We start from the raw sequence: 16,592 nt of genomic DNA, 5'->3' as shown, positions 1-16,592 counted from the left end.
AACTAAATTTCAACAATTTCAAAGTACTCTTTCCGATTTTAATGGGACATCAATGATCATATCTAATCCCCCATTTCCGTTAATTCCAATTTATTACGTACCTTTGTATTGGTTTTAAGAAGATAATAACATGATTCAAGAAGCGATTATCCAATATCTCCGTAAGCATAGGCAGGAATCCCTTTCTCCTAAAGCTGTTCTTTTTGATATGGATGGTGTATTATATGACTCTATGCGTTTTCATGCACAAGCATGGTATGAGGTAGCCACCCTCCATCAGCTAACCTCTCGGCCGGAAGACTTTTATATGTTTGAAGGACGTACCGGGGAAAGTACGATCAACGAGCTATATCAACGCACGTTCCAACGAGACGCTACCGCCGAGGAGAAACAAACGATCTATAAAGAGAAAGCGGATCTATTCAATACCTATAATGACGGTGCCCCTATGACCGGTGCCGCAGAGGTGCTAAAAGAAGTGGAAGCATCCCAACTGCAACGATTGGTCGTGACCGGTTCCGGCCAGCATAGCTTGATCGATAAGTTAAACCATACCTATCCGGGACATTTCAACCGGGAAAAAATGGTTACAGCTTTCGACGTAAAATACGGTAAGCCCCATCCCGAACCTTATTTAATGGGACTTCAAAAAGCAGATGCGAAGCCTAACGAAGCTTTTGTAGTAGAGAACGCTCCCATGGGAGTAGAAGCTGCCGTGGCAGCCAATATCTTTACAATAGCAGTAAACACCGGACCTCTCCCCAATCAAGTATTATTAGATGCCGGAGCGGATCTCCTATATCCAGATATGGTTAGTTTGGCTAAAGAATGGAAACAAATTATAGAGCTTTCCCAATCTTTGAAATTACCTTGATATGAAATACGAGCCTAAAAGAAGGTGTCCGAAATGAACTGCACCCAAAAAATTGGACATAAAACTTTTGGGGTACAGTTCAAAAGTGTGACAGCCTCTTTTTTGTGCCAGACCTAGCTATGCTTTACAGCGACTAAAACCTGTGTTATGAGCCGTAAAGCATAGGCTCATAAGTCCGCTTACCCATGAATCAAAAAAAGGAAACCGCACGACAGGCAGCTTCCTTTTTCAGGATGATACGAATATTTTCAAGCTTAGAAAGCGTAGTCCAAACTTAATCCGAACACCTTGTTGGTGCGGCTATACACATTCTGCCCAGGAAGTCCCGTGCCGCAGTAGTTGCCCATCTTCTTGGTATAATCGTGGTAAGTTGTCCACATATATCCCACGTTCAAAGCCATTTTTTCGCTCAACATCACTTTTGCACCAAAGCCCAGCGAATAAGAATCGCAGGAGAAACTAACATCACTTTGGAAATTATCAGATAAACCATAATCTGTAATCTGAGCGCCACCACTAATGGTCAATCTCTTGACAATATCCCACTCTATACCAAACAGATACTCATTCGTACCTCTTTCCAGTTCTTTCTGTTTTTCACCAGCCATTCCCGCCTTCTTATCATCGAAGAAGTGATACTCCACAGAAGCCTTCAACATGGGCAAAAACTGATAAGAGGCCGCTACCGAAAGCATGGAAGGGATATCGTTCGGCGTATTCACACCATGCTTGTAAGGGCCAACCAAACCTTCTGCACTGTCGGGATAATCCAACTTCTTGGTATTGTTTTCGATGTTCAGGTTCGTCTTAAACTCATATTTAGCCCCGAAATTGAATTTACCATATTTGACATCGATTCCCAAAACCGGTGTCAGTCCCCAACCTGTCTGGTCGCAATCCAAAGCCAATGCCATCAATTCCAATCCTCCTAGATTTTGTTTGAGTTTCGCATTCAGATACCCGTCATAGTTTCCTGAAAAATAGTTCATCCGGCCACCGGCAAAAGCAGAAAGCCAATCCGTGATCTTGTATCCCAAACCAAGTTGCAAAGAATAAATAAACTGCTGACCGTCCATCGCACTGTTAATAGTATACATATCCGGCGTGACGATGGGACTTTGACCGCCAGTCTTTATATAGTTCGCCACACTTTCCTGGAAGATACCAGCCATAGCAGCCGATTCGAACATTGGCAGGCCATCGTCAAACGAAGCCTTACCACCTCCACCCGTAATGGCAAAGAAACCGGAGATAGTCCAATCACCTTTTTTGTAAGCCGCAAAAACACTCGGAATCACAGGAGCGGCAGCCTTTCCTTTGTAATATTTTTTATAGGGAACGTCACTCACTGTCGGTACCTTATTCACTGGGTCGAAACCATTGTATGTACTGAAAGAGGCATCGATATCCCGGGTCTGGAAAGCACTTTGGATACTCACACCAATGCGGAAACCGTCTGTCGGCAAAAAAGAAAGACCTGCCGGGTTTGACAAAGCACCGTCTATATCAATTGCAGCACCTCGCGAAAGTGACCTTAAAAAGGCTGCATGCTGATTCGTATTCGTCAAATATCCTCCAGCGAAAGAAACCAAAGGCATCATCATCAATGCCGCACCTAATACTACTTTTTTCTTCATGTTTTACTTTTCTTGATTACAAAACGGTCGCAAAGATAAATACTTTTTTCATATATTGCACACTTTTAATAAAAATGTGCCGCACAAAACAGCGAATACTGTGCAAACACATAAGACTAATTAACAATAGAAGATCGCAAAAGTAGTAACGTGAAATCGGGTATTCGTTATAATCAACAAGAATCATCCCGATCTGAAAAGAATATATACAACAAATACTAAAGAAGATATACCTATTTCACCAAAGAAGATATACTACAAGAGCCTAGTAAGTATAACTTCTATTTTTTCCGAAATAAATCGTATATTTGTCTTTACAACTTAATTCTTTAAACTGTATAGATAAAATGAAAAGACTAGCATTACTTGCGGCTCTCTTACTGCCGCTATCCATGGCTTTTGCCCAACAGAACGTAGGATTCAAGGCAGATAAGGTAGAACCACTCGTCATCAACCCTGACAATAGCGTCACCTTCAACGTAGAAGCCCCAAAAGCAAAGTCTGTCTCCGTGAAAGGCGACTGGGAAACCAACGAGGGCAATGGCCAGATGACGAAAGGAAAAAACGGAATATGGAGCTATACGACTCCCCCACTGCCATCCGAAATGTACACCTATCGTTTAAACATAGATGGTATTTACAATATCGCCCCAAACAACCCATTCTCTTGTCGGGACGTAGGCACCTTGTTTAGCCTGTTCTATGTCAACGGGGGAAATGGGGATTATTATCAAGTACATGACGTACCTCATGGCAATGTTACAACCACTTGGTATCACTCGGATATCCTCGGGAGCGAACGAAGACTTAGTGTTTATACGCCTCCTTTTTACGATAAGAATATCCAGTCCTATCCCGTTCTGTACCTGTTACATGGCAGTGGCGGCGATGAGAACGCTTGGCTGGAACTTGGCCGTACCGCCCGTATCATGGACAATTTAATAGCCGAAGGCAAGATACAGCCAATGCTTGTCGTTATGCCAAACGGTAACCCCAGTAAGCAGGCCGCTCCCGGCGAAACGCCGGATAACCTGAATTACAAGCCGGCCATGAGCAACAGCTTCCCCGGTTATAAGGATGGCTCGTACGAGAAGAGTTTCACCGAGATCATTCATTTCATCGATACCCGTTACCGTACGATCCCGAATAAGCAACACCGAGCCATAGCCGGACTTTCTATGGGCGGTTTCCATACATTATATATATCATTGAATTATCCGGACTATTTTAACTATATCGGACTTTTCTCCGCCGGACTCAGCGCAAATGGCGTAGACCCGAATAGCCCGATGTACACGAACCTCGACGAGAAGTTAGGAAACCTCAAGAGATCCGGCTATCAATTGTTCTGGATCGGTATCGGAAAGACCGATTTCTTATACGAAGCAAACCTACAATTCCGCCAGCGAATGGATAGCCTAGGTATGAAATACCAGTACGTAGAATCCACCCGAGGGCATATCTGGGCCAATTGGCGGTCTTATCTCCTCCAATTCGCTCCTATGCTTTTCAAATAAAAGGCTGGCGATCCATCAGACGAGAAAGATAAGCAACACGTCCAAATTGACAATTTGACAATATGTAATCTGAAGTCCCGGAGAATCATTTTTTCCGGGCAAAGCTACATGCTATCACCAAATACGAGAAAAAATATCAGCAATCAATTGTATTGTAGCACTTTGCTTAAATATACCCTTTCATTCTAGCGAAATTAATTCGTCCTATCTCATATTTATGCAGAAGAAATGGGCTTTTCATACGGATGCATCGCCCATTTCCATAGGTTGCGCACCCAATTACTACTGTATATATCGCTAAATACATACGGAAGCGTAGCTAAACACATAGGGAAGTGTAGCCTAATCCCATTACTTTTGCCTCCCAATAGAGATATTTATGTAAAAAAACAGGGCAAAAGGGGTAATTTAACCATAAAGTATCCCCTATTTCTTCTATTCGTAAAAATGCCTCGTCATCATAATCCCGGATTTTCAATCAAAACGTTAAGGTTATCGCATTTTCGCTTACAACATCGTTGAAGTCTACCGCAAAACAGATTGTCGTCCTCCTCCCCTGCTTTTGCGAGTGTCTTATAAACATGGCGTTTTATTGGTGAGTCGTCATTCTTGATACGTAAGGAAAAAGAAAAAGCTCTGTAACCTAAATTACAGAGCTTCATTTTTCTTTCTTTAAAAGCGGTCCGGACGGGACTCGAACCCGCGACCCCATGCGTGACAGGCATGTATTCTAACCAGCTGAACTACCGAACCTCTTTCTTTTATCGCTATCTCTCTCGATTGCGGTGCAAAGGTAAGTATTATTTTTAAATCTGCAATAGCTGACGCAAAAAAATATCATATTTGATAGCAAAAATATCTGGAGAGACCTCAGAAGCCACATAATTATGCCGCCACTCCCCCCCTCCTATCACACCAGTTTATCACAAATACATTTCATTTTGGAACTTTTCATTCGCCATTCATAATTATGTAATGATAATTTGTTACTTTTGCGACTCAATATAAATGCTTAACAACAATGGACGTTGCCATTATTAAATATAATGCCGGAAACATCTACTCGGTAGATTACGCTTTGAAGCGGTTGGGCGTTACCCCGGTCATCACGGCTGATCCGGAATTATTAAATAAAGCGGATAAGGTGATCTTTCCCGGAGTAGGTGAAGCTTTCACGACCATGGAGTATTTAAGGGAGCATAAGTTGGATCAGGTGATCTTGAACCTTAAGCAACCGATACTCGGGATATGCCTCGGCATGCAATTGATGTGCATGCGTTCGGAGGAGGGAAACGCTGATTGCTTGGGGATCTTCCCTACGGAAGTGAAACGTTTCATTCCGAGAAAGCATGAGGACAAGGTTCCTCACATGGGTTGGAATACCTTGACAAACGTTAAAAGCGACCTATTCAATGAGCGATTGGAGAAGGAATTTGTTTATTTCGTACATAGTTATTATGTACCCGTAAATGAATACACGGCGGCTACGACCGATTACATCCTTCCGTTCAGTGCCGCATTACATAAGGACAACTTCTACGCCACACAGTTCCATCCGGAAAAAAGCGGGTCGGTAGGAGAAGTTATATTGAAAAACTTTTTAAAGATATGATTGAGCTTATTCCCGCTATAGATATAATAGAAGGCAAATGTGTCCGGTTGACGCAAGGAGATTATGCGACCAAGAAGGTTTACAACGAAGATCCTCTGGAAGTGGCCAAAATGTTCGAGGGTAACGGCATCCGGCGTTTGCATGTGGTAGATTTGGATGGAGCCCGCGAAGGACGCATCATCAACTACCGTATCCTTGAGCGGATAGCGACCCGAACTTCCTTGATCATCGATTTCGGAGGGGGCTTGAAGCAAGAGGATGATCTGGAGATCGCATTCGAAAGCGGCGCCCAGATGGTAACCGGAGGCAGTATCGCCGTGAAGAATCCGGAAATGTTCACCTCTTGGATCAACAAGTTCGGTAGCGAGAAAATCATATTAGGGGCCGATGCCAAAGATAAGAAGATCGCCATCAGCGGTTGGGAGGAAACGACCAGCGAAGAACTGAGTCCTTTTATCAAAGGATACTACGACAAGGGGATTACCAAGGTGATCTGCACGGATATCGCGCGGGATGGCATGCTTCAAGGTCCGGCTATCGATTTATATAAAGAGATACGGGACGAGATCCCCTTTCTTTATATCATAGCAAGCGGTGGCGTAAGCTCGATCGAAGACATTGAGAAATTATCTGAGGCTGGGATTCCCGCCGTCATTTTTGGCAAGGCCATTTATGAGGGGAAGATCCAGTTGAAAGATTTACTTCGTTTTACTTGAAATAATAAAATAGATATATGCTAGCCAAGAGAATTGTTCCCTGTCTGGATATAAAGGATGGAAAGACTGTAAAAGGCATTAACTTCGTGAACTTTCGCGACGCTGGAGACCCCGTAGAACTGGGAGCCCAGTACAGTCGTGAAGGGGCCGACGAATTAGTGTACTTGGATATTACCGCCTCACACGAGGGGCGAAAGACTTTCACCGAACTGGTAAAGCAAGTGGCGGCCCATATCAGCATCCCTTTTACCGTGGGTGGAGGCATCAATGAGTTGAAGGACGTGGATCGTTTGCTTAGCGCTGGCGCTGATAAGGTCTCGATCAACTCGGCTGCTTTACGGAACCCTGCATTAATCGAGGAAATCGCCAAGAACTTCGGCAGTCAGGTATGCGTAGTCGCTATCGACGCTAATTTTGAGGACAATGGCTGGCTTTGCTACCTAAACGGAGGACGTGTCCCGACAGATAAGTATTTATTTCAATGGGCCTCGGAAGCGGAAAGCCGTGGTGCCGGCGAGATCCTTTTCACTAGCATGACACACGATGGCGTAAAAGACGGATATGCGAACAACGCTCTGGCTACCTTGGCCGAGACGTTGCATATTCCGGTCATCGCCTCCGGTGGAGCGGGAAAGATGGAACATTTCCGGGATACATTCGCCAACGGGAAGGCGGACGCAGCTTTAGCGGCCAGCGTTTTCCATTTCGGAGATATACGGATTGGCGACTTGAAGCAATACCTCAAGGACGAGGGGATCAATGTAAGGATATAACACATTATATGAAGATGAAATTAGATTTCGAGAAAATGGGCGGATTAATCCCCGCTATCGTACAAGACAACAACACGAGCAAAGTATTAATGTTGGGCTTCATGAACCAAGAAGCTTATGATGAGACAGTAAGTACGGGTAAGGTTACATTCTTTAGTCGCACGAAAAACCGTTTGTGGATGAAGGGAGAGAGTAGCGGCAATACGTTGCAGGTGGTTAGCATCACGGCAGATTGCGACAATGATACCTTATTGATCAAGGCGATTCCCGCCGGACCGGTTTGTCATACGGGAGCGGATACTTGTTTCGGCGAGAAAAACGTAGAGGACATCATGTTCTTGAAATACTTGCAGAACTTCATCGAACGTCGCCGTCAAGAAATGCCGGAAGGTTCCTATACGACGACCTTATTCCAGAAAGGCGTGAATCGCATGGCACAGAAAGTCGGTGAAGAAGCGGTAGAGACCGTTATTGAGGCGACCAACGGAACCGAGGACGGATTCATCTATGAGGCATCCGATTTGGTTTATCACTTAATCGTATTATTGACAAGCAAGGGACTTCGTCTGGAAGACCTCGCCCGCGAATTAATGAAAAGACATAAAGGTTGATAAATTCCATGGAAGAAGATATTCTACTCAAATTAGAGAACGTGGAGATATGCCGTGAGGAAAACAGAGTACTACACGATGCATGCCTCACGCTTCGTAACGGGGAGTTCGTATATGTGATCGGAAAGGTAGGCTCCGGTAAAAGCAGCCTGCTCAAGTCCTTGTATTGCGAGATACCGATCCTGCAAGGTGAGGCACGTATCATGGATTACAATCTCACCAAGATGAAGCGAAAGGATATCCCTTATTTGCGTAGGAAACTAGGCATCGTCTTCCAAGATTTTCAATTGTTGACCGACCGTTCCGTCTTCAAGAATCTGGAATTCGTACTGAAAGCCACCGGATGGAAAAAGAAAAGCGAGATCAAGGAACGGATAGACAACGTGCTCCGTCAGGTAGGCATGCAAGACAAAGGCTATAAAATGCCGCATGAGCTATCCGGTGGGGAACAACAGCGTATCGTTATTGCCCGTGCCCTCTTGAACAATCCCAAGTTGATACTGGCAGACGAACCGACCGGCAACCTAGACCCGGAGACGAGTGGACAAATCGTACAACTCTTACACGACATCTGCCAGCAGGGAACAGCGGTGATTATGACCACGCATAACTATACGATCGTGCATAATTATCCTGCCCGCATAGTAAAATGCGAGAATGCCTGTCTAAGTGATGTCAGAGAATAATTTTTTTGTAACTTTGCGGTCGCATTCGATTGAAAAAGAAAACAATTTAATATAGAACAAAAGAAAATGAAAGTTTTAAAGTTTGGCGGTACTTCTGTGGGATCTTCACAGAGAATGAAAGATGTAGCGAAACTGATCACGGGAGACCGTAAGATCGTTGTATTGTCAGCCATGTCGGGTACAACCAACTCGTTAGTCGAGATTTCCGACTACCTGTACAAAAAGAACCCGGACGGAGCGAATGAGATCATCAACAAGCTTGCCATGAAATACATGGGCCATGTTGAGGAACTATACAGCACCGAGGAATATAAACAGAAGGCCAAAGAACTGATAAAATCTCATTTCGAATATATCCGTACGTTCACGAAGGATCTGTTTACCTTATTCGAGGAAAAGGTTGTCTTGGCGCAAGGAGAGTTGATATCTACGGGTATGATGAATCTTTATTTGAACGAATGCGGCGTGAAATCCGTATTGATCCCGGCTTTGGATTATATGCGTACGGATAAGAACGCAGAACCGGACCCTGTCTATATCAAAGAGAAATTGGTTAAATTACTCGCTGATAATAAGGACGCCGACCTATACATCACGCAAGGTTATATCTGTCGCAACGCTTACGGCGAGATCGATAACTTGCAACGGGGTGGTAGCGACTATAGCGCATCTTTGATCGGCGCGGCTATCGGTGCGGAAGAGATCCAGATCTGGACAGACATCGACGGTATGCACAATAACGACCCTCGTATCGTACAGGGAACATCTCCAGTCCGTCAATTGCATTTCGAGGAAGCAGCCGAATTAGCTTATTTCGGAGCCAAGATCCTTCACCCGACTTGTATATTACCGGCTAAATTGAATAACATCCCGGTCCGTTTGCTAAATACAATGCAACCGGATGCTCCGGGTACATTGATCTCAAACGCTATCGAAAAAGGAAAGATCAAAGCGGTCGCCGCCAAAGACAATATTACCTCTATCAAGATCAAGAGCGGACGTATGTTGCTAGCTACAGGTTTCTTGCGTAAGGTATTCGAGATTTTCGAGAACTACCAGACTCCGATTGATATGGTTACGACCTCCGAGGTGGGTGTCTCCGTTACGATCGATAACCGCAAGCATTTGGAAGAGATCGTTGACGATTTGAAGAAGTACGGAACCGTGACCGTAGATGAGGATATGGTTATCGTTTGTGTGGTGGGCGACCTGGAATGGGATAACATCGGCTTCGAGGCTCGTATCGTACAAGCCATGAAAGATGTCCCAGTCCGCATGATCTCCTACGGAGGAAGCAACTACAACGTCTCCTTGCTGGTTAAGGCATCAGACAAGCAAAGAGCGCTGCAAGCTCTAAGCGATCATTTATTTAACAACAAATAAAAACAAACGAGGGCGGCCTTTTACAGACTGCCCTTATTTATCTTTATATAATTTCATATAATATGCTCAAAGGAACATTTCCTGTAGAAAAGTTCAAGCAGCTTTCTACGCCTTTTTATTATTATGATGTCAAGCTATTACAAGACACATTAGACGTAGTAAAAACCGAATCCGGGAAATATGGTTACCACGTGCATTATGCCGTGAAAGCGAATGCCAATCCCCGTATCCTTTCCATTATAGCGGCAAATGGCCTTGGTGCTGACTGCGTAAGTGGTGGCGAGGTACAGGCGGCATTAGATGCCGGTTTTCCTGCAGATAAAATTGTCTTTGCCGGTGTGGGCAAAGCGGACTGGGAGATCAATCTAGGACTGGACAATGATATTTTCTGCTTTAACGTAGAATCTGCCGTTGAACTGACAATCATCAATGAGCTGGCGGCCGCTAAGCATAAAGTGGCCTCTATCGCCCTTCGTATCAACCCAGAAGTGGATGCCCATACGCATGCCAAGATCACAACGGGTATGAAGGAGAATAAATTCGGTATCAACCTGAGCCAATTAGGGGACGTACTGGATAAATTAAAGGAGATGAAAAATGTGAAGTTGATCGGTATCCATAGCCATATCGGTTCACAGATCACGGATATGTCTAGCTTCCGCAATTTGGTAATCCGTTTCAACGAGATACAGGAGGAATTGGAAGCTCATGGGATTACAGTAGAGAACCTGAACTTCGGAGGTGGATTAGGTATCGATTACTATCACCCGAATCATTTATCGATCCCGGCTTTTGATAACTATTTCGCAGCTATTCATAAACTACTTCAAGTACGTCCAGGTCAACAGGTACATTTTGAGCCGGGACGTTCGATCGTCGCCCAATGCGGTACATTGATCGCTAAGGTATTATATGTCAAGGAAGGAGAGACGAAAAAATTCGCTATCCTTGATGCAGGTTTCACTGAATTGATTCGCCCTGCTATGTACGACGCCTATCACCGTATCGAGAACATCAGCAGCGATGAGGCAGTAGAGGCCTACGATGTAGTAGGTCCGATCTGCGAGTCATCGGATGTATTCGGCAAGGATGTAGAGTTGAACAAGGCGCATCGTAGCGACTTAATCGCCCTTCGTTCCGCCGGCGCTTATGGCGAGGTCATGGCCTCCCAATACAACTGCCGTCATTTACCGAAAGCCTATTATTCCGATACGATATAATAATGAGCCAATTGATCAATGTGCCAATATAAATGCTTTGAGTTGTTTATTGGCACATTGACATATTAATTATATTGGCTCATTCATGATATTGGCATATTAATCACATTGGTACATCATTATGTTTCTACTCAATACTACAGAGCTTTTCCTTTTGGGGATCTCCTTGATAGGGTTCGTTATCTTATCTCTTTATTATTTGATCGCTTATGGTCGCCCTTTACGTGCGTTAAGGCGAACGGATGATACCTTGGAAAGTAATAAACTCCCCGTATCTATCATCATATACGCTAAAAATGACTCTGAGAACCTCAAGAAACATCTTCCTGCATTACTTACACAAGATTACCCTGAATACCAGGTAGTCGTTATCAACGATGGCTCGAGCGACGATACCGATGATACGCTAAAGTTCTTTCAAAATGAGTATAAACATTTGTATCATACTTATATGCCATCGAACGCCCGGTATCTGAGCCGCCGCAAGCTAGCGTTTACTTTAGGAGCCAAAGCCGCCCGATATAACATACTTCTATTTACCGAAGCGAATTGCCAGCCACTCTCCGACCAATGGCTATCCGCCATGGTTGGCAAATACACACCCGAGACCAGTATCGTCCTAGGCTACTGTAAATATGGTAATTATAAGGGAATCTTCCATAAGTTGGTCGCCTATGATAACTTGTTAACGGGTTTACGCTATCTATCTTCCGCCCTCTCCCATTACCCATATACCGGAAACGGACGGAATTTATCGTATCGCAAAGAGTTATTCTTCAAGCATAAAGGCTATTACCAATCCTTGAACCTGCACGCAGGCGACGATGACTTATTCATCAACGAAGCCTCGACCAAAGAAAATACGAAAGTAATCTATACCTCGGACAGCCTAACGGAAATGGATCAAATCGAACGTTTTGGAATTTGGAAAGAGATGAAGGTGTCCCGTGCTGCTACTCAACGATATTACAAAAAAAGCGCCTTGACATTCTATCATCTTGAATCCACTTGTTTCTTCCTTTTCCAAGTATCGGTTATCGCTACGGTTATGATCGGATTACAGGGTAACTGGCTAATCTCCTTGATCGCCGTATTATTATATTTGATACGTTTTATTATCAAAGCAATCGTTTTCAGCAAATCAGCCCGAATGCTTCAGCAAAACCCGACTACCGGTTGGTTATTCCTGTTGGAGTTTATTCAACCCCTGTTCAATGGATATGTCCGTATTTACCGGCTTTTCAGAAGCAGGAAGGATTATACGTTCCGGCTGGAGAATTAGGAAGAGACGAAAAACAACTTACTAAGCAGAGCGACATCTACTCCCTAAATAGGGCAACATCTACTTACTAAGTAAAGGGAGTGTCTACTTACTAAGTAGTTTTCAGCCCGCTTACCGAGTTGTCTTTTCTTCCCTCCCGCTCTTGACATCCACCCGCTTTCCTTTTGACAAATTGAAATCCAAACTCAAGGAGAATTGCTTTTTCCGGGCAAAGGTACAGGTCGCTTCCAAATCCACGTTAAAATATATTTAATTCACTCATCCTTAAGAATATATTGAAAAACGACCTTTCGTTCTAGCGAAAAAACAGTCGCCTAAGTGCCCTTAACAAGCACCTTCGGGCGATTCGACGGGCTTTCGATGGGGAAGTAAGCAGGTTACGATGCCCATTCAAGTGGGTTTACGATCCAATCCTTGTCGGTTTACAATGCCCAACGGCAGGATTTCAAGTCCCCAAACAGTGACTTTTCCGCATAAAAGCAGCCGTTTTTGAGCCGAAACGACCACTTCTCCCCTTCTTTTACTCGCTATTTCGTGCTCGTTTCAAAAGATCCGTGTCACGATACCAGCCCTTAAAAGATCAAATAGCCAGCAAAACCTAAAAAGCAAGAACACTTCGTCCATTTACATCAATGTATGGTAAACAACTATCTCCACAAAGGTTCGCTTTCCCAATCAGCAGGGAAGCCCATATTATGTAGATTGATTTGAGAATACTCGTTTAACAAACTTTTAATCTGATTCTTAAAGTCATTATCAGGGTGTATGCTATCTTGCAAATAAGCAAGGCAACATAATTGAGCATAAAGTTTATTTGGACGAATCCGAGAACAATCAATCCATGCACCTCTTAACCTTAAAGATGCCATCTGGGACATTTGAGGGAAACGACGATTCCATATTCGGGCATGGCGAGCAAGACAATTCCGAAGAATAACAATACACTTTACCCAACTTTCTAAGACCTGATGCTGTGGCAGATTATATTGTCGGGTTATTTGTTTCTTGACACGGTTATCGCTTAGATTGCAAAACAATTTGGATAACGTACCGAAAGATGTAACCTCCAACGAAGTGCCTCCGAAATATATCTTCTCTAAACAGGTAAGTAGTACTGCCCAAACAGTCCTCCCCTTTCCGTTGTTTCTTCGGGTAGAATGGATTACCTTTGAATCCAAGGATACGAACTGAAACGTATGGAGGAAGTTTAATACGACTCCCGATCTTCCGCTACTTGAGGAAGTTCCTCTTCCTCTAAAAGCGGATAGGCCGGGGTAAACTTCGCATGATAGGTAGACTCCACATACGTCTTTTCCAACAGGCGGACGACATTCTCCAAAGTCGCTTGGCGTTCTTTGGGTTTCAGTTGACATTCCCAGATCACCATCGTATTCCAACCCATCGCCCGTAATTCCTCACGCACACGGGCATCCCGGGCTTTATTCCGGTTTAGTTTCTCAGTCCACCACTCTACCCGGGTACGGGGAGGACGAAACTCCGGGCAACCTTCATGCCCATGCCAGAAGCAGCCGTTCACGAAGATAGCCGTCTTATATTTGCGCAATACGATATCAGGGGTACCGGGCAGGCGCTTTACATTCACACGGAATCGGAAGCCGCAATGAAACAAGTATTTACGGACTATGATCTCAGGCTTCGTATTCTTGCCCTTAATCATAGACATGATGTAGCTACGCTTTTCTTTAGAGATCAAATCTGTCATATCAACCCGGCTATGCAAAAACGTAGGCCAAAGATACGGCTTTTATTCAAAACGGATACTCTTGGCCGGATCAATCTTCGTAATCAGATAAGAAGGGCCTAACATCATCAGCATGGAAGCGACAAGCGTTCCTATATTTAAAAGAAGCAGGGAGAATACGTTAAGATCAACCGGCACGGCGTCTAAATAATAAATGGAAGGGTCCAACTTGATCACATGGAAATAGGATTGAATCAGACAAAGGGCTATCCCGATCATGTTCCCCCAAAGCATTCCTTTCCCGATCAAGAAGAAAGAAACGTACAAGAAGATCTTCCGGATACTGTTATTATTTTGCCCTAAGGCTTTTAAGATTCCGATCATATTGGTACGCTCCAAGATGATAATCAATAATCCGGAGATCATGGTAAACCCCGCAACCGAAAGCATCAGCGCCAAGATAACCACCACATTGATGTCCAGCACATCCAACCAATTAAAGATCATCGGGTTCAACTCCTTGATCGAGCGGGCGTAAAACGTATTGCCATTTCGGTCTTGCCGTTCCGTCAGATCGAAATAAATATCCTCGGCTATTTGGTCCAAACGATCATAGTCGTCCACCTGCAACTCCAGTCCGCTTACTTGATCTTTATCCCAACCGTTCAAACGACGTATCTGCTTAATATCAGCGATTACGAACATCTTGTCATAATCAAGGAAGCCTGTCTCATAAATCCCCGTGATCGTGAACTTACGGGCACGCACGTCATCTTGCACAAAATAAGTCAGGAAAGAATCCCCTACCTTTAGTCCTAGCAGATCTGACAAATACTTGGAAATAATAACATCCGTAGAGTTCTTATCCGGCCGGATCGTAAAGATCTCGCCTTCTTTTAAATTATCCTTGAAGAAAGTCCAGTCATAATCCGTATCCACGCCTTTCAAGACAATCCCTTGAAAATCTTGGTCTGTCTTCAAGATGCCGAGCTTCGTCGCAAATTTCTCGACATGACGAATCCCCGGGAATGCATCGAGCACATTCAATAAAGTATCGCTAACCGCTATCGGCTGCGATTCATAGGAAGAATTACTATCGAAATTCGTGATCTGAATATGCGAGCCGAAACCGATCACCTTGTTCCGGACCTCTTTCTTAAAGCCTATCACGATCGCTACCGAGAGGATCATCACCGCCAATCCCAAGGCGATCCCGATCATGGCAATACGAACAGCAGGAGGAGTAACCTCACGATCCCCCTCCTTGCCGAAATGTATCTTTTTGGCGATAAATAGCTCTAAATTCATTTATAACGTTCTTCCCGGATAAGCGTCCAACGCTTTTGATAACACCATCAAAGCTTTCACAAGGTCTTCCTTTTTCAAAACATAGGCCATACGAACCTCATTCTTGCCAAGTCCCGGTGTCGTGTAAAAACCCGATGCCGGTGCCATCATGACCGTCTGACCCTCGTATTCGAACTCTTCCAGACACCAAGCGCAGAACTTATCGGCATCATCCACCGGAAGTTTAGCCACCGTATAAAAAGCGCCCATCGGTATGGGAGAATAAACGCCGGGAATACGGTTCAAGCCATCGATCAAACATTTACGCCGTTCCACATACTCGTCATAAGTCTCACGGGCATACTCCTCGGAAGCATCCAAAGAGGCCTCGGCAGCGATCTGTCCGATCAAAGGCGGGCTTAAGCGAGCTTGGCAGAATTTCATGACGGCACTACGCACTTCAGCATTTTTCGTAATCAACGCACCAATACGGATACCACATTCCGAATAGCGTTTGGAGACAGAATCGATCAATACCACGTTCTGCTCGATACCTTCCAGATGACAAGCCGAGATATACGGAGAACCGGTATAGATAAACTCTCGGTACACCTCATCCGAGAAAAGATAAAGATCATATTTCTTTACGATATCCCGGATTTGATTCATCTCGCGACGTGTATACAAATAACCGGTAGGATTGTTCGGGTTACAGATAAGGATCGCTTTGGTACGCTCATTGATCAACTCCTCGAATTTCTCTACTTTCGGAAGAGAAAATCCCTCCTCTATCGTAGTCGTCACAGTCCGTATCACGGCTCCTGCCGAGATAGCGAATGCCATATAATTGGCATAAGCAGGTTCCGGTACGATAATCTCATCACCCGGATTCAAGCAACTCAAGAAGGCAAACAATACAGCCTCCGAACCGCCGGTAGTGATGATAATATCGTCAGCCATAAGATTGATATCATACTTTTTATAATATCCAACCAACTTCTCGCGATAACTGCGATATCCCTGACTAGGGCTATATTCCAACACCGTACGATCGACGTTGCGGATCGCGTCGAGTGCCGCTCGCGGAGTGGGAAGGTCGGGCTGACCGATATTCAGGTGATACACATGAACTCCTCTCTGTTTGGCCGCATCGGCCAATGGAGCCAGCTTCCGGATCGGGGAAGCAGGCATTTCGACTCCTCTTTGTGAGATGTTGGGCATTATTATTCTATATTTATTCGTTTTTGAATGGCAAAGATAGGTATTTTAGTTGACAGTTGACACCAAATTCA

General features: G+C 44.4%; 16 protein-coding genes and 1 tRNA gene. 10 read left to right on the top strand and 7 right to left on the bottom strand.

Going from position 1 to position 16,592, the window contains the following annotated elements; all coding sequences use genetic code 11:
- Positions 1-130: 130 nt before the first annotated feature.
- Positions 131-874, top strand: coding sequence for an HAD family hydrolase (locus E5342_RS12480; RefSeq protein ID WP_121737328.1), 744 nt, complete (start codon positions 131-133; stop codon positions 872-874).
- Positions 875-1,128: 254 nt separating this feature from the next.
- On the opposite strand, the gene E5342_RS12475 is transcribed toward E5342_RS12480, so the two are convergent.
- A complete protein-coding gene (locus E5342_RS12475; protein ID WP_121737329.1) occupies positions 1,129-2,511 on the bottom strand; it encodes an OmpP1/FadL family transporter in 1,383 nt (460 codons plus the stop codon).
- Between the two features lie 347 nt (positions 2,512-2,858).
- Between E5342_RS12475 and E5342_RS12470 the strand changes: the two genes are divergently transcribed.
- On the top strand, positions 2,859-4,028 hold the full coding sequence (locus E5342_RS12470) for an esterase (protein ID WP_121735851.1): 1,170 nt from the start codon (positions 2,859-2,861) through the stop codon (positions 4,026-4,028).
- 679 nt (positions 4,029-4,707) lie between these two features.
- Here the strand turns inward: E5342_RS12470 and E5342_RS12460 are convergent.
- Positions 4,708-4,781: transfer RNA gene (locus E5342_RS12460), tRNA-Asp, on the bottom strand.
- Between the two features lie 268 nt (positions 4,782-5,049).
- On the opposite strand from E5342_RS12460, the gene hisH reads away from it, so the two are divergent.
- From hisH to E5342_RS12420, 8 genes are all read left to right on the top strand, one after another.
- Positions 5,050-5,640, top strand: a complete 591-nt coding sequence (gene hisH, locus E5342_RS12455) for an imidazole glycerol phosphate synthase subunit HisH (protein ID WP_135959487.1) — start codon at positions 5,050-5,052, stop codon at positions 5,638-5,640.
- Positions 5,637-6,356, top strand: a complete 720-nt coding sequence (gene hisA, locus E5342_RS12450) for a 1-(5-phosphoribosyl)-5-[(5-phosphoribosylamino)methylideneamino]imidazole-4-carboxamide isomerase (RefSeq protein WP_135959486.1) — start codon at positions 5,637-5,639, stop codon at positions 6,354-6,356. The genes hisH and hisA overlap by 4 nt, the downstream gene beginning before the upstream one ends.
- Before the next feature lie 17 nt (positions 6,357-6,373).
- Positions 6,374-7,129, top strand: a complete 756-nt coding sequence (gene hisF / locus E5342_RS12445; protein WP_121735854.1) for an imidazole glycerol phosphate synthase subunit HisF — start codon at positions 6,374-6,376, stop codon at positions 7,127-7,129.
- A 14-nt stretch (positions 7,130-7,143) separates the two neighbouring features.
- Positions 7,144-7,740 carry a bifunctional phosphoribosyl-AMP cyclohydrolase/phosphoribosyl-ATP diphosphatase HisIE gene (gene hisIE / locus E5342_RS12440; RefSeq protein ID WP_236651344.1) on the top strand — a complete coding sequence of 199 codons (597 nt, stop codon included), beginning with the start codon at positions 7,144-7,146 and terminating at the stop codon, positions 7,738-7,740.
- A gap of 8 nt (positions 7,741-7,748) precedes the next feature.
- Complete coding sequence (locus E5342_RS12435; protein ID WP_121735856.1) at positions 7,749-8,426, top strand: cell division ATP-binding protein FtsE; 678 nt, start codon at positions 7,749-7,751, stop codon at positions 8,424-8,426.
- 66 nt (positions 8,427-8,492) lie between these two features.
- Positions 8,493-9,809, top strand: a complete 1,317-nt coding sequence (locus E5342_RS12430; protein ID WP_121735857.1) for an aspartate kinase — start codon at positions 8,493-8,495, stop codon at positions 9,807-9,809.
- A 62-nt stretch (positions 9,810-9,871) separates the two neighbouring features.
- Positions 9,872-11,029: a diaminopimelate decarboxylase gene (gene lysA / locus E5342_RS12425; RefSeq protein WP_121735858.1), complete on the top strand. Its 1,158-nt coding sequence runs from the start codon at positions 9,872-9,874 to the stop codon at positions 11,027-11,029.
- A 121-nt stretch (positions 11,030-11,150) separates the two neighbouring features.
- A complete protein-coding gene (locus E5342_RS12420; RefSeq protein ID WP_121735859.1) occupies positions 11,151-12,311 on the top strand; it encodes a glycosyltransferase family 2 protein in 1,161 nt (386 codons plus the stop codon).
- Positions 12,312-12,422: 111 nt separating this feature from the next.
- On the opposite strand, the gene E5342_RS20005 is transcribed toward E5342_RS12420, so the two are convergent.
- The 5 genes from E5342_RS20005 to E5342_RS12400 all read right to left on the bottom strand — a co-directional run bounded on the left by E5342_RS20005 (position 12,423) and on the right by E5342_RS12400 (position 16,521).
- Positions 12,423-12,548 carry a hypothetical protein gene (locus tag E5342_RS20005; RefSeq protein WP_262887995.1) on the bottom strand — a complete coding sequence of 42 codons (126 nt, stop codon included), beginning with the start codon at positions 12,546-12,548 and terminating at the stop codon, positions 12,423-12,425.
- A 410-nt stretch (positions 12,549-12,958) separates the two neighbouring features.
- Positions 12,959-13,381, bottom strand: a complete 423-nt coding sequence (locus E5342_RS20355; RefSeq protein WP_168354483.1) for an Abi family protein — start codon at positions 13,379-13,381, stop codon at positions 12,959-12,961.
- A 137-nt stretch (positions 13,382-13,518) separates the two neighbouring features.
- Positions 13,519-14,034 (bottom strand): very short patch repair endonuclease, encoded by a 516-nt coding sequence (locus E5342_RS12410; RefSeq protein WP_121735934.1) that lies wholly within the window; start codon positions 14,032-14,034, stop codon positions 13,519-13,521.
- 42 nt (positions 14,035-14,076) lie between these two features.
- The gene (locus tag E5342_RS12405) at positions 14,077-15,321 is read right to left on the bottom strand and encodes an ABC transporter permease (protein ID WP_121735861.1); all 1,245 of its coding nucleotides are present in this window, start codon (positions 15,319-15,321) and stop codon (positions 14,077-14,079) included.
- Entirely contained in the window at positions 15,322-16,521 is a 1,200-nt protein-coding gene (locus E5342_RS12400) for a pyridoxal phosphate-dependent aminotransferase (RefSeq protein ID WP_121735862.1), read from the bottom strand. It lies immediately after the preceding gene.
- Positions 16,522-16,592: the final 71 nt, after the last annotated feature.

The organism is Parabacteroides distasonis, from assembly GCF_004793765.1.
Classification (GTDB): Bacteria; Bacteroidota; Bacteroidia; order Bacteroidales; family Tannerellaceae; genus Parabacteroides; species Parabacteroides distasonis_A.
Note: the sequence above shows the minus strand (reverse complement) of the source record. Positions and strands in the feature narration are given on the sequence as shown.